General features: G+C 40.9%; 16 protein-coding genes. All 16 read right to left on the bottom strand.

All coding sequences use genetic code 11. The features are described 5' to 3' along the window. Positions 1-19 precede the first annotated feature (19 nt). The gene (locus BMZ58_RS01415; protein ID WP_075034770.1) at positions 20-475 is read right to left on the bottom strand and encodes a YaiI/YqxD family protein; all 456 of its coding nucleotides are present in this window, start codon (positions 473-475) and stop codon (positions 20-22) included. A gap of 256 nt (positions 476-731) precedes the next feature. Beyond that, on the bottom strand, positions 732-1,544 hold the full coding sequence (locus BMZ58_RS01410; protein WP_075034769.1) for a pyruvate, water dikinase regulatory protein: 813 nt from the start codon (positions 1,542-1,544) through the stop codon (positions 732-734). Between the two features lie 20 nt (positions 1,545-1,564). Then, positions 1,565-2,194: a transcriptional regulator CcpN gene (gene ccpN, locus BMZ58_RS01405; RefSeq protein ID WP_075034768.1), complete on the bottom strand. Its 630-nt coding sequence runs from the start codon at positions 2,192-2,194 to the stop codon at positions 1,565-1,567. Between the two features lie 82 nt (positions 2,195-2,276). Next, complete coding sequence (glyS, locus tag BMZ58_RS01400; protein ID WP_075034767.1) at positions 2,277-4,361, bottom strand: glycine--tRNA ligase subunit beta; 2,085 nt, start codon at positions 4,359-4,361, stop codon at positions 2,277-2,279. Beyond that, positions 4,354-5,241 carry a glycine--tRNA ligase subunit alpha gene (glyQ, locus tag BMZ58_RS01395; protein ID WP_075034766.1) on the bottom strand — a complete coding sequence of 296 codons (888 nt, stop codon included), beginning with the start codon at positions 5,239-5,241 and terminating at the stop codon, positions 4,354-4,356. Before glyQ ends, glyS begins: the two co-directional genes overlap by 8 nt. Positions 5,242-5,573: 332 nt before the next feature. Further along, a complete protein-coding gene (gene recO / locus BMZ58_RS01390) occupies positions 5,574-6,320 on the bottom strand; it encodes a DNA repair protein RecO (RefSeq protein WP_075034765.1) in 747 nt (248 codons plus the stop codon). Between the two features lie 19 nt (positions 6,321-6,339). Beyond that, a complete protein-coding gene (locus BMZ58_RS01385) occupies positions 6,340-6,516 on the bottom strand; it encodes a YqzL family protein (RefSeq protein ID WP_167360002.1) in 177 nt (58 codons plus the stop codon). A 69-nt stretch (positions 6,517-6,585) separates the two neighbouring features. Beyond that, positions 6,586-7,491 (bottom strand): GTPase Era, encoded by a 906-nt coding sequence (gene era, locus BMZ58_RS01380; protein WP_075035085.1) that lies wholly within the window; start codon positions 7,489-7,491, stop codon positions 6,586-6,588. A gap of 71 nt (positions 7,492-7,562) precedes the next feature. Further along, positions 7,563-7,943 (bottom strand): diacylglycerol kinase family protein, encoded by a 381-nt coding sequence (locus BMZ58_RS01375; protein ID WP_075034764.1) that lies wholly within the window; start codon positions 7,941-7,943, stop codon positions 7,563-7,565. Then, a complete protein-coding gene (ybeY, locus tag BMZ58_RS01370; RefSeq protein WP_075034763.1) occupies positions 7,918-8,391 on the bottom strand; it encodes an rRNA maturation RNase YbeY in 474 nt (157 codons plus the stop codon). Before ybeY ends, BMZ58_RS01375 begins: the two co-directional genes overlap by 26 nt. Positions 8,392-8,794: 403 nt before the next feature. After that, on the bottom strand, positions 8,795-9,757 hold the full coding sequence (locus BMZ58_RS01365) for a PhoH family protein (RefSeq protein ID WP_075034762.1): 963 nt from the start codon (positions 9,755-9,757) through the stop codon (positions 8,795-8,797). Between the two features lie 2 nt (positions 9,758-9,759). Next, positions 9,760-10,941 carry a sporulation protein YqfD gene (gene yqfD / locus BMZ58_RS01360; protein ID WP_075035084.1) on the bottom strand — a complete coding sequence of 394 codons (1,182 nt, stop codon included), beginning with the start codon at positions 10,939-10,941 and terminating at the stop codon, positions 9,760-9,762. A 4-nt stretch (positions 10,942-10,945) separates the two neighbouring features. Then, on the bottom strand, positions 10,946-11,239 hold the full coding sequence (gene yqfC, locus BMZ58_RS01355; RefSeq protein WP_075034761.1) for a sporulation protein YqfC: 294 nt from the start codon (positions 11,237-11,239) through the stop codon (positions 10,946-10,948). A gap of 71 nt (positions 11,240-11,310) precedes the next feature. Then, positions 11,311-11,805: a hypothetical protein gene (locus BMZ58_RS01350; protein ID WP_075034760.1), complete on the bottom strand. Its 495-nt coding sequence runs from the start codon at positions 11,803-11,805 to the stop codon at positions 11,311-11,313. Positions 11,806-11,833: 28 nt separating this feature from the next. Continuing rightward, entirely contained in the window at positions 11,834-12,808 is a 975-nt protein-coding gene (floA, locus tag BMZ58_RS01345; protein ID WP_167360016.1) for a flotillin-like protein FloA, read from the bottom strand. A 37-nt stretch (positions 12,809-12,845) separates the two neighbouring features. Beyond that, positions 12,846-14,177: an NfeD family protein gene (locus BMZ58_RS01340; RefSeq protein WP_075034758.1), complete on the bottom strand. Its 1,332-nt coding sequence runs from the start codon at positions 14,175-14,177 to the stop codon at positions 12,846-12,848. Positions 14,178-14,395: the final 218 nt, after the last annotated feature.

Here is a 14,395-nt window from a genome sequence, read left to right as displayed (position 1 = left end):
AATTATTCTCGACAAAAGATTAAATCCCTTCATGTTTTGACAACAAATGTTGGAAAATACTTTGAAACTTTTTCCTATCTTTATCTGTGAACGCTGAAGGACCTTTCCACTTTTTCGTCCGCTTCATAGCTTGTTGACGGATAAATTTTTGGTTCATGATTTGCTCAGCATCATTTTCTTTTACCAGTTTACCTCTTGGAGTCATTACATAAACCCCTTTAGAGGTCAACAATACTGCCAAAGAAAGATCTTGAGTGATGACCACATCCCCATCCTGGACTTTATTAAGGATGTAAATATCCACGGACTGTGAACCATCATCGACAAACATCCATCCAGCCTCTGCTTTTTCTGAGCTATAATGATTAACAGTCGCTATGAAGTTAGGGTTTACTCCAAAAAGCTGACAAACTTCCAAGATTTCATCTTGTACAGGACAACTGTCTGCATCTACATAAACATTTACATTTGGCATAGTATCAATATTTCTACAATAAGAAGTAGAATCCTCCTAAAAAACGAATGTTTTATTTTTCTGAAAAGTTTCTGAGATTTCCAATAAAACTCGTAACTTATTTAGAAATATGCACACTCTCTTTACTACAAGGATTTTTACCACAAATAGATATTATAATACATTCCTCCCATTAATGCTATGTCCAATATTACCTAATTTCATTCTTCCCAACAAAAGTCGCGCTTAATCATAGCGCGACTTCCGTTAATTTGTACTATTCTTGGGCATCTTGACGCAATTTATTCATAATGATATTCGCTGTTTCTTCAACCGCCTTATTTGATACGTCTATGACCGGACAACCAATCCGATCGACGATCCTGTTAAAGTGGTCAATCTCTTGTTGGATACGATTAAGGTTTGCATAACTTGCCTGGTCACCTAGTCCCAAAGACTTCAGCCTTTCTTTCCGGATATCATTCAATTTCTCAGCACTGATACTCAGACCAACACATTTTTCAGGATCCACACGAAACAATTCGGATGGTGGTTGCACTTCTGGAACGATCGGAACATTCGCCACTTTCAGACGTTTATGGGCTAAATATTGTGATAATGGGGTCTTGGAGGTACGAGATACTCCAATCAAAACGATATCTGCTTTTGATATCCCACGTGGATCACGACCATCATCGTATCGGACAGCAAATTCAATCGCTTCCACTCGTTTAAAGTAATCCTCATCAAGCTTATGGACAAGCCCAGGTTCGAGTCTTGGTTTTATTTGCAAGTGATTTTCCATGACTTCCATCATCGGCCCCATGATATCGACGCATTGAATTTCGTGCTTCTCAGCTTCTTTCAATAAATGATGTCTGAATTCGGGAATAACCAGGGTGAAACCAATCATAGCATTGTGCTCTTTCGCCTGCAAAACCGCTTCATTTATTGTGCCTCTATCTTCAACATAAGGGATACGCTGCAAGTCAAAAGGTCCATCATCAAATTGACTAAGACATGCTTTGACCACAAGTTCAGCCGTTTCGCCTACTGAATCGGATAGTACGTAGATTAAAGGTTTCTCCATATTCCCCTCCCCTTTCAATTTCACAAATGTTGATCGCGAGCCAGTTCAACGAGTGCTTTTGTGATACTTGTCTTTGTTAGTCGACCTACTACTTCTAGTCCATTTTCATTTGGGATGACGACAGGAAGGCCGTCTATTTGCTTTTCTATTAACTTTTGTGCTGCATCCATCAATAAATCTTCTGGATTGCAAATTGTAATGTTAGGCATCCTCGTCATAATGATATGGACGGGAACCGAAGTCAAATCCTGATTGCCGATACTTGCTCTTAATAAGTCTTTTCTAGATACAACTCCTGTCAGCATGGACCTCTCATCGGTCACAAAAAGCGTGCCAACATCTTCAAGGAACATTGAACAAATAGCGTCATATACAGAGACGTTCTCTTCTACAACAATTGGACGGGATTGATATTCATCTACTTTGAACTTTTTCAATTTCTCTGTAAAAAGCTCTGAACCCGTTTTTCCAGTAAAAAAATACCCTACACGTGGCCGTGCATCCAGGAACCCTGCCATTGTTAAAATGGCTAAATCAGGACGCAATGTTGCCCGCGTTAAATTTAACTGATCTGCGATATTCTCACCAGTAATCGGTCCATTGTCTTTCACAATCTGAATGATTTGCTCTTGCCGATTCGATAGTTCCAATCTTTCACCACCCTGATTACTGACTGTGACATACTATTCATTAATTATAGCCCATTTTTATTCACGGGTAAAAGGAGGTGAATCAAAACTGTTGTTTCCACTCAATTGCATTCAAATCAGCGAAGGTGTAAACATCATCTGCAATCAGCTTCAGTAAACCTAAGCGATTATGACGAACCTTTTCATCCTCTGCCATAACCATAGTGGTATCAAAGAATTCATGGATCGGTCCAGCCAACTCTGATAAAGTTGACAACGCTGAAGATGGTCGACCCTCCTGGATTTCCTTAATAAATGGCTCATGGATACTTAGATATACTTCATATAACTTTCTCTCTTTTTCATTTTCAAATAATGACTCGTCTATATTTGAGGATTCCGCTTTCTCTGCAAGGTTCAGAACACGTCCTAATGCTTCGTGGACATGTTTAAACGTGGGATCGAACCGCTTTTCTACTAATAGGGACGCCTTTTCTTTTGTGGTAGAGAAAATACCAATCCCTGAATTCAGCACAGCTTCTACAATGTCTGGATCCATACGTTCTTCTCTCATCAAATAAGCCGCGCGCACACGGAAGAATTCGTGCAGATCATCCCGCACTTCTTTTTCATTCCGTGTAGGGAGATCCAACTCAAAGTAGAACTGGTGAACAAGGTCAATGAGTTTTTCAACTGGAACGGAATAGCCATGGGCCGTCAATGTTTGAAGTATGCCCAATGCCTGTCTTCTTAGGCCATATGGATCTTGGGATCCGGTAGGAATAATCCCGATAGAGACACTCCCTACAATTGTATCTAGTTTATCAGCGATACTAACAATAGATCCAATTGTAGTTGAAGGAACCGCCCCATTTGCTTGTCTTGGCATATAGTGCTCGTTAATCGCTTTCGCCACTTCTTCATCTTCACCGAATATATGGGCATACTTTTCACCCATCACACCTTGAAGTTCAGTAAACTCGTCCACCATCTGGGTGACAAGGTCGAACTTACAGATTTCTGCAGCTCTTTTAGCTTTACGCTGTTGTTCCTCATCCAGTCCAAGCCACTCACTAAGTTTTCCAGTAATGGCAATAATACGCTGCACCTTATCTGCCAGCGTACCTAATTCTTCTTGATAGACCATACGGGAAAGCTTTTCTAATTTTCCATCGATGCTCCCCTTTTGATCTTCCTCATAAAAGAATTGCGCATCTTTCAAACGAGCTTTCAATACTTTTTCATTACCTCTCGCTACTACATCCAAGTATTGTTCATCCCCATTTCGAACACCTACAAAATATGGAATCAGGTCTCCCTGGACCGACCGAACAGGGAAGTAACGTTGATGTTCTTTCATTGAAGTAATCAAAGCCTCTTCTGGAACTTCAAGAAACTCCTTGGAAAAAGAGCCACTGAAAACTGTTGGATACTCCACCAGATGAGTTACTTCATCTAATAGTTCTTCATCCAAAATAAGCTTCCAACCTTGTTCACTCTCAAGCTGTTTCAATTGGTTAAGTATTTCGGTCCTCCGCTTATCTACAGAGGCAATTACATATTGGTCAACTAATGTATCTTCATAACGATCCGCTTCCTCTATGACGATTTCTTCACCGAGAAACCGATGTCCAAACGTCCTTTTTCCCGTTTCTACACTTTCAATGGAGAAAGGAATAACTTCATCACCAAAAAGTCCAACCATCCAACGTATCGGCCGGGCGTAGCGAAGGTCACGACTTCCCCATCTCATATTTTTCGGGAAAGTCAAAGCTAGAAAAACCTCCCGGAAGTTCTGCAGTAGCTGAGATGTAGCCTCTCCTTCTATAAATTTGTTGACATGAACATATTCTGTTCCTTTTACTTCTTTAAAATAAATATCATCGACATCTTTTCCTTGCCCTTTAGAAAAACCGATAGCTGCTTTTGTCCAATTCCCTTCTTCATCCAGAGCAATCTTCTTTGCTGGTCCTTTCGCCTCTTCCTCAATATCCGGTTGCTTTTCTTCTACACCGGTTATCTTTACTGCTAAACGACGTGGAGTAGCATATCCGATGATATCAGTATAAGGAATGCGGTTGTCCGCCATCCATTGAACTGTTTTAGCTTTTAGTTGCGCTAAGGCATCGTCAATAAAACGGGCAGGCAATTCTTCAACACCAAGTTCGAACAGTACGGATTTACTCATGGTTACTCTCCTCCTCTTTCAACATCGGGAAGCCAAGACGCTCCCTTTCCTCTACATAAGTTTTTGCAATTTTTCTTGCAAGGTTTCGTACTCGCGAAATATATCCGGTTCTTTCTGTCACACTGATCACACCTTTAGCATCAAGGAGGTTGAAAGTGTGTGAACATTTCAAAACATAATCATATGCAGGGAAGACAAGCCCTTGCTCCATAATCCTTTGTGCTTCTTGCTCGTAAGTAGAGAAGAGGTCAAAGAGCATCTTTTCATCAGATGCCTCGAATGTATACACAGAATGTTCATATTCCGGTTGAGCAAAGATATCCCCAACAGTAACTCCATCTGTCCATTCTAATTCAAAAACATTTTCTTTATCCTGAATATAAGAAGCCAAACGTTCTAACCCGTAAGTGATTTCCGCAGAGACAGGACGAGCTTCCAGTCCGCCAATTTGTTGGAAATAAGTGAATTGAGTAATCTCCATTCCATCCAGCCATACTTCCCAACCAAGTCCAGCTGCACCTAAAGTTGGATTTTCCCAATTATCTTCTACAAAGCGAATGTCATGTTTTTTTGGATCAATTCCAAGTGCTTCTAATGACTCCAAGTATAACTCTTGAATATTATCTGGAGAAGGCTTCATAATCACCTGAAATTGGTGATGCTGGTATAACCTATTTGGGTTTTGGCCATAACGACCATCAGCAGGACGGCGAGATGGTTCTACATAGGCGACATTCCAGGGTTCTGGCCCTAAGCTTCGCAATAAGGTCATCGGGGACATCGTTCCTGCCCCCTTTTCAGTGTCATATGCTTGCATAAGTAAGCAGCCTTGGTTTGACCAGTGATTCTGCAGTGTTAAAATCATTTCTTGAATATTCATGATTTCCCTCCTCTAAAAATTATAGGCTCCTGTCCACTAGTATAGCTTCAGTTACCTACGTATTATCTTTTGCCAATGAAAAAGACCCCGTCCCTACGTCTGGTCACAGACATAGGGACGGGGTCTCCGCGGTTCCACCCTAATTGCTTCTTGGATCTTTCAAGAAGCCACTTTGAAACATTGCTCCAGAACGCCTTCACTGGACTGCTTCCGCTTGTCTCTCACCACCACAAGCTCGCTACAGGATGCAACTACCAGTTACTACTCTCCTTCGACACAACACGTTATTTGGTAATAGAATCATACTCTAATCCGTATAAATATGTCAAACATTAGTCTGAAAATAAATCAAGTTGTTTTAAAAACTTTTTCGATTTGATGAAATATCCACCATAACGATCATAATATTCATCCATGATTTGACGCAACAATTTCTTATTTTCTTCTTTCATGGTAATTTGCCCCAAACGCTTTACATCCATATGTAAAAATACACGGAGTAATTTCGGTAAAGGGTCTGGCAAACCGTATGCCTCAGGATCTCTTTGCTTACAGCGGAAACATAGAAGACCACCTTCGGACATGGAAAAGGAAAAAGGTCCATCTTGGTTACCGCAGTGGCTACAATAATCCACTATTGGAGCAAAACCTGCTTTTTTGTACATTTTCAATTCATACATCAATGTGAGGATATTCGGGTCCTTTCCTTCATTCATCCATACCAAGGTTTGCAGCAATTGCTCAAAAAGAAAAGGATCCGGTTGTTTTTCCTCAACGAGTTTGTCTGTCAATTCTGCAATATAGGAGGCGTAAGCAGTCTTTACGATATCCTCACGAATCGACCTCAGGGAAGATAACATCTCCCCCTGGCTCATTGATCCTAAACCGGATCCCATTTGAATAAGAAATGTACCGTGTATGAATGGTTGGGTAATGGATGACATTCGGCTTTTCGGTTTTTTTGCACCGCGAGCCATTACCCCGATTTTTCCTTTTTCTCTTGTCATCATCGTGACGATTTTGTGTGTTTCCCCATAATTATTCGTCCGGATGACGACCCCTTCCACTTTGTCCATCAAAATGGATCACCTACTCCGTTTACGGATGAAGATCATCCGTAGAAATTGGCTCAGGAGAGGAAGCGAGTTGCTCTTGAGACTGTTGATCTTGAGACTCCAATTCTTTCATCAATAAATATGTTTCCACACTACCTGTTTGACTGAAAACGTTCCATGAAAGTTTGTCGCGCACAAGAAACACCGCCTTTCTTATCATCGCTAAACGAGTTACATTACTAGAATGCTTCCTCTCCCCGAAAACATAAGGCTTAAATTTTTCCAAACATCAATATTCGTCTTCGCGATAGCCGAAATCGCTTAATTGAATTTGTTTATTTCTCCAATCTTTCTGCACTTTAACCCAGAGCTCCAAGTACACTTTGCTACCTAAAAGGGATTCAATATCTCTTCTTGCCCTTTTTCCGATTTCTTTTAGCATACTTCCTTGTTTCCCGATAATAATGCCTTTTTGAGATTTGCGCTCCACAATTATAGCCGCCTGAATCTGCACTTTATCGTGTTCATTCCGCGGTTCTATCCCTTCGATTACCACTGCAATGGAATGAGGAATTTCTTCACGGGTAAGGTGTAAAACCTTTTCACGGATAAATTCGCTGATCACAAAACGTTCCGGGTGGTCGGTTATTTGATCTTCAGGATAAAATTGTGGACCTTCAGGAAGGTGGTCCTTCAAAACCCCGATTAAATGATTGACGTTGTTACCCTCGAGAGCTGAAATCGGAATGATTTCTTCAAAATCAAGCATTTCTTTATACTGATCGATCAATGGTAATAAATCATCAGGGTGAACTTGGTCAATTTTATTAATAATTAGAAAAACAGGTTGATCTACCCGTTGCAATCGATCAATGATGAATTGGTCCCCACGGCCATACCCTTCTTCTGCATTGATCATAAACAAGACAGCATCCACTTCATTCAACGTGTTTTCTGCTACATTGACCATGTAATCGCCAAGTTTATGTTTCGGTTTATGAATCCCGGGGGTGTCTATAAAGATGATTTGGGATTCTTTATCTGTCATGACTCCCTGGATTTTATTTCTGGTTGTTTGGGGTTTATCACTCATGATCGCGATTTTTTCACCAATAACACGATTCATAAATGTCGACTTACCAACGTTCGGTCGTCCTACAATAGTGACGAAACCCGATTTAAAATTCTCTGTCATATTTGTTCCTCCAATGATTTCTTGCACAGTTGTAGTCCCCATTTTACTACATCGCCACAACCATTTCACTACTAAAACAATGTTAGCAGCTTAGGTAGAAAAATAATAAATCCGATGAAAACAGATCCGATACTGGCAACAAGCACAGCACCGGCAGTTATATCCTTAATAGCTCCGATCACTGGGTGTTGCTCAGGCGCAGAATGATCAAGCAATTTCTCAATAGCTGTATTGATCATTTCCAGTGACAGAACGATGACTATCATCATAATGACGGATGTCCACTCAAGGGGTGACAACTCCATAACAAAAGCTGCACCTATTACAACTAATGCGAACACTAAATGAATACGAAAGTTTTTCTCCGATTTATAAACTTCTTTTATCCCATTCCACGCATAACGGAAGCCGATTTCTTTCTTCTTTTTATGACCGTTGTAGTCCGAATTCATGAAGAATTTCCTCTTGTCGTGCAAACATCTTCTTTTCATCGTCCTGATTCATATGATCATAACCTAATAAATGTAAAAAACCGTGTAATGCCAAAAAACCGAACTCCCTCTCTAGCGAGTGGTTATACTCATCCGCCTGCTCTTTCGCCTTATCCACAGATATGACGATATCACCAAGCATTTTCGGCATATTTTCATCAAGGACATTCATTTCTCCATCACCAAGTTCTTGCATAGCAAACGAGATGACATCCGTTGGTTGATCTTTTTGACGATAGTTTCTATTGATTTCCTGGATTTCATTATTATCAACAAAACTGATTGACACTTCTGCATCCCCAGCCACATCTTCTTTTTCTCCTGCAAAGCGGATGATGCGGTGAATCATATCGATAAACGCTTCATCCACTGAATTCGTTTCGTCTTGAAAATCAATGGTAATCATTATTTTGCCTCCTTGACCAGTGTCTTTTTTCGTTTTTCCAATGTTTAGAAAAAAATACCATGCAAAGTCTCATATATAGCATGTTCCAAAGTTTGCATTTCGTTAAACTTTCGGTTGCTATTTACGAGTTGCCCGTTACTATATCCGCTTCAAATTCAATTTTCCACATTTTATCTTCATAGTGTAGCGAATGACTTCAAGGCCTGCATATTTTTTTACTATAAGTTTGAGTATAAACATTCGATAAGGAGAGCGCAAAAAACGGGGATGGTAAGTGTGTTAGAAATAATTGTCGAGTTAGCAAATTCTCATGTTGCCTCGTTTTTACCATCTGTTGTTCCTCCGCCCATACCTCTTCCAATTTATTCCATGCATGAACATGAAATAAGACCCAAGAAATTGGGTCTTATTGTTTTTCACTTTCGTAGGCATCAATGATTCGCTGCACAAGTGGATGGCGAACAACATCAGACTGATCCAAGTGAATGAAAGCAGAGCCTTTCACATTAGCCAACCGGTCCTCCGCTACACGCAAACCAGACTTAACACCCTTCGGAAGATCTACTTGTGTGATATCACCCGTGATAATCATCTTTGAGCCAAACCCTAAGCGAGTCAGAAACATTTTCATTTGTTCAGGAGTTGTGTTCTGAGCTTCATCAAGAATAGCAAAAGCATCGTCTAACGTACGCCCCCTCATATAAGCGAGTGGAGCAATTTCAATCGTACCTCGGTCAATTAATCGAGCGGTATGCTCTGCACCGAAAACATCATGCAAAGAATCGTATAGTGGGCGCAAATAAGGATCCACTTTTTCTTTCAAATCACCAGGTAAAAAACCTAGACTTTCCCCTGCTTCAACAGCTGGACGTGTCAGAATAATCCTCTTCACATCCCCGTTTTTCAATGCATTTACAGCCATGATGACTGCCAAATAGGTTTTCCCCGTTCCTGCTGGTCCAATTCCGAAAACTAAATCATTATTCTTAATAGCGGCAATATAGTTTCTTTGCCCTAGCGTTTTCACACGTATGGATTTCCCTTTGGAATTTTTCGTAATCTCATCTTCGAAAAGGGCTTCGAATTGATTGATTTTCCCCTTCTTAGCAAGCTCTACAGCATAAACAATATCCCTCTCTGTGATCGTCAAACCTTTTCGGATGAGAGCTAGGACACTATGAAGGATATCCTCCACCAATTGTACATGTTCCGCTTGTCCGGATACACGCACCTGCTCGCCACGAGAAATGATTGTAACTTGCAAATGCTCTTCAATCTGCTTCAAGTTTCGATCTTCAGTACCGAATAAAGCTAATGCTTCGGTTGTATTATCCAATTGAATGTCCATTGTTTTCATATCTTCTGGCATACTCAATCTCCTTGGCTTATATACTTGGTCACTGCTATATTTTCATAAACTTTGTACAATAGGATTAATTTTACTTTACCATTCTCCTCACTGAGGTGCAAAACTTTTTCTTCCTTTATTTCAGCCTCCTCATCCAACTCTTGGAGAAGACCGCTTCTTGCTGCAGAGAGTCCCATATCCTCCAGTTCCTCCTTAGAGGACTCATAACTTTTTTGATCAATCGAATAGTGATCAACAGTCTTTATGTGGAATGGAATTTTCATTCCGAATATACTCCAGTTAGAAGAATGCGTTTCCTCTCTGAAGTTCCCTTCTTTTCCCTTCCAAAAACCCCACAATGGGATGGTGAGTTTTCCAACCTTAAGTGAATATTCACTTTCTACTGTACCATCCGTTAACATAAGAACTTGTTTCATCGGCAAATCTTGTTCGACACGGTACCAAGTTTCCGCAATTACTTCTCCATCCGAATGGACAAAGGTATCTTCTTCTTCAACAAGCTGGCCTGTGGCTAAAATTTGCCCTTTATCCACCACATCATAAACGGCTACCATCGGACGTCCTTTTTTTATGAACGTTTCGATAATCATTCCTTTTTTAGAAGCTACCAGATTGGATGGACGTGTATTCTTATCTGTATCATGCCTGATTTTTTCTACACCATACAAGTGATAGCTTGTCCCCTGTTTTTTTACACCAATCCATAGCAGATCAGGAATATCATCTAATAATTGTTGTTGGATTTCATTAGGGTCTTTCATCCCTATCGTTAGTTTACCAGGAGATACCCCATAACTATTCAATTTCCCTTCAACATCTGCTTTTAATTCCGGGGAGAGCCCGTCCACTTTAATTGACCAAAGAGTGTTTGCCAATAAGAAAATAACCACGATAGCAGCAACGAATGCTAGAAGTACAGAAACCCTCCTCATTAGGTGCCTAACGATGAAAGGGACACCTTTACCGCCTTTTATCGATAATTTGCACCGATACTTTTTCCGTAATTCTCTTAAGACTTTCCAATCCTTAAGTCGAATAGTCAAAATAACAACAGCATCGCCGATTCTTTTCATATCAGTTATTTGACATCCACGTTTTGTACAAGCTTGCAGGAATGGTTCAATTAACGGCCCTTCCACTTGCACCGTAATGCTTCCCTGGAAGAAATCATGCTGGTTTTTCATCATCTCACCCCCCTTGGGAATCTGGCAAAAACTCTACTGACTTCAATTCGCCTTCTAACAATAACTCTTCCTTCAACATCATCTTCACACCAAGATCCTTGCCCAAAATACGGACTTGACCTTTTTTGTATTGGATTCTCACTTCTTGATCTGAAAAATGAAGGAGGCCTGTATGATTTTCTATGTACACGTGAATAGAACCGATCGTAGTAATTCTCGGCAAATCCAACATGACATCAGATGGCAAATCAAAGTAACGACCGATCCAGGTACGAATATGCTGTTGCCATTTTGACATGAGACGTCCTCCCCTCTTTTCATTTATACGAAAAACGCACGAATTGTATCACTACAATTCGTGCGTTTTGTTTATCTTTTACGAGGATGAGAACTGTGAGGCTTACGAGCACGGGGCGGACCCAGCACTTCAGCCATCAAGATTCCTTCTGCCAACCTTTTTTTATCCCACTTTCTTGCGCTTTCAATAAGTGGGCCATTTTCAGCAAGCTGACTTGCTTTCGATGACTTATTTTTTTGTCCCTGTAATGCTGAATGAGTGTTGGGTTCCATCGGTTCCCATACACCTCTTTCACGCTCACTATTGCTATCAGTCATCTCCTTCAATTTTTGTTGCTTATTTTCATAATACTCTTTCAACCGCTCTTCTCCTGTCCTTTCCTTCTGTTCTAGTTCCTGGGAAGGCCCACTTGGATAAGGTGACGGTTTAGGAGATTGACTTCGATCGGACCTTTTTTGTTTCGTTTCATTCTCTTTTGTCATCCCACTGAACCAACTTACGATTCCACCAATAATCGCTGCGATGATAAGAAAATTGCTGAAAATAAGGTCTATTAGATCTCCCATATTAATTCTCCTTTTGGTTGATCAAGGATTAATTTTCTTCGCCTTCACCATCTTCATCTGACATCTTACCGAGTGTATTTCTCATATCGGTGTCTGCATTGATATTTTGATAATTCATATAATCCATGACTCCCATTTTTCCTGAACGTAAAGCCTCTGCAAGTGCTTGAGGTACTTGTGCTTCTGCCTCCACAACTTTTGCTTGCATTTCCTGTACGCGTGCACGCATTTCTTGTTCTTGGGCGATTGCCATAGCACGACGTTCTTCCGCTTTCGCTTGCGCAATATTTTTATCCGCTTCCGCCTGATCTGTCTGCAGAATTGCGCCAATGTTTTTACCAATATCAATATCAGCAATATCAATAGAAAGAATTTCAAACGCTGTTCCAGCATCCAGGCCTTTCCCTAGAACATTTTGCGAAATCCTATCAGGGTTTTCTAAGACTTTATTATGGTTTTCACTTGAACCAATAGTGGATACAATACCTTCCCCTACACGGGCAATGACTGTATCTTCCCCTGCACCACCGACGAGTCTGTCAATATTGGCACGGACTGTAATACGTGCTTTTGCCTTTACTTCAATCCCGTCCATAGCAACACCGGCGATGAATGGTGTTTCAATGACTTTAGGGTTTACACTCATCTGTACGGCTTCTAAGACGTCACGTCCTGCTAAATCAATCGCCGCACAACGTTCAAAGCTCAATTCAATGTTCGCTCTCTGAGCAGCAATTAAGGCATTCACAACACGGTCTACATTACCACCTGCTAAATAGTGGCTCTCCAATTGGTTCGTATTGACGTTGACTCCCGCTTTGTGGGCTTTGATCAACGGATTAATGACACGGGAAGGAATTACCCTCCTTAATCGCATTCCGACTAGTGTAAAAATGTTGATTTTCACGCCTGCAGCTAGAGCACTGATCCATAGCATGACAGGGATGAATGTGAATAATACAGCAACAACGATGATGATGATACCAATAATAATAATCGGCATTAATTCTTCTAGTGTCACTCTGTTTCCTCCTCATATTCTAATTTTTTTCTCTTACAACAATTCTGGAGCCTTCCGTCTTCTTGATTACGACTGGTTGATCGCGATCGACAAACCCACCTTCAGTGACTACATCTAAACGTTCCCCATTAAAATCAGCTGTGCCGGCTGGCCTCAAAGGTGTCAATGTTGTCCCTTCCATACCGATCAGTTCCAGTCTATTAACCGATGATACATACCCTAGATCTGAGGAAGTGGAGTCGTTCAAAATAATGTGGCGAAAGAAACCTTTTTCCATACCAAGCGTCTTGAATAGGATAATGGATACAATAATGGTGACAATTAAGGCAATCCCAATACTCATAGCCATGTGACCCAAATCAGCGGAGGATAGCATCAATGAAGACACAATTGCGACTACACCAGCAATTCCAGCTATCCCGCCTGGCAGGAAAAATTCAGCAATGACTAGCCCAATCCCTAAAACGAGCAATATAATTGCTTCATATCCAGCCAGTCCTGCAACTATGTGTCCATAAAAGAAGAGTACAAGAGCCAGGAGCCCCATTGTACCAGGAATACCAAAACCAGGCGAATATAATTCGACCACCAATCCAATACTTGCAATCGATAATAGTATCGGTATAACCACCGGATTTGTTAAGAAGCGGGCAATATTTTCAGAAGTTGTGGGATTCTCTTCTACTATGGTTGCATCTGACAAGCCAAGCACACTAAGTAATTCGTTACGGTCATCAACGATTCCTTCCGCATAGCCGACTTCCTCCGCTTCTGTTGGTCCAAGGGTCAAAAATTCTCCTTTCCCTGCTCCATAATCTGATAAATCAACATCCGGGTCAGCCATGGCACGTGCATACAACGGATCACGCCCATTAGCTTCTGCAGCAGCAACCATGGAAGAGATCCAAGCAGACTGTGCTTTTTTATCAGCTGCCGTTCCATCTGAATTGATGACCCCTGATGCCCCCATTGTTGCTGTAGGCTTCATATATATTTCATCTGCATTCAAAGCAATATAGGAACCTGCAGAATAGGCTCTATTCGTCACAAAAGCACTATTTGGAATCTCTAAATCCTGAAAAATCTCTCCGATTTCCCCTGCTGCGTCCACCCGCCCACCTGGAGTATCGACTTCAAATAGGATATGATCCGCACCATTTTCTTCTGCTTCGCTTGTTGTGCGTTCCAAAAAGGAAGACATCCCTCTCTCAACCGTATCTTTAACAGGAATGACATAAACCGTCTTCCCATCACCATCCGCTTGAACGACAGCATAGAGGTGATTCAATGATAGTAATACACTGAATAACATAATTGCAATCCACATAGACAGGCGCCAAGATTTTTTCATTAATCCTTCACCTCCTCAGCCATTAGCATTCCCATCGCATATTATCCTTACGAACAATGCTAAGTAAAGGTTTCAAAAAAATCGTTCCATTTAAAGAGTGATTTCCCGAGAGGTATTACAATGCGAAACCGCTTACCTTGTAGCCCACTTGCAATTGGCAATATATGAACTGCCCCCATTTTTTTATGCCAAATTTTCTAATACCCCAACCTATAATT

This window comes from Halobacillus dabanensis, from assembly GCF_900114165.1.
GTDB lineage: Bacteria > Bacillota > Bacilli > Bacillales > Halobacillaceae > Halobacillus > Halobacillus dabanensis.
This window is presented reverse-complemented; position numbering and strand designations above follow the sequence as displayed.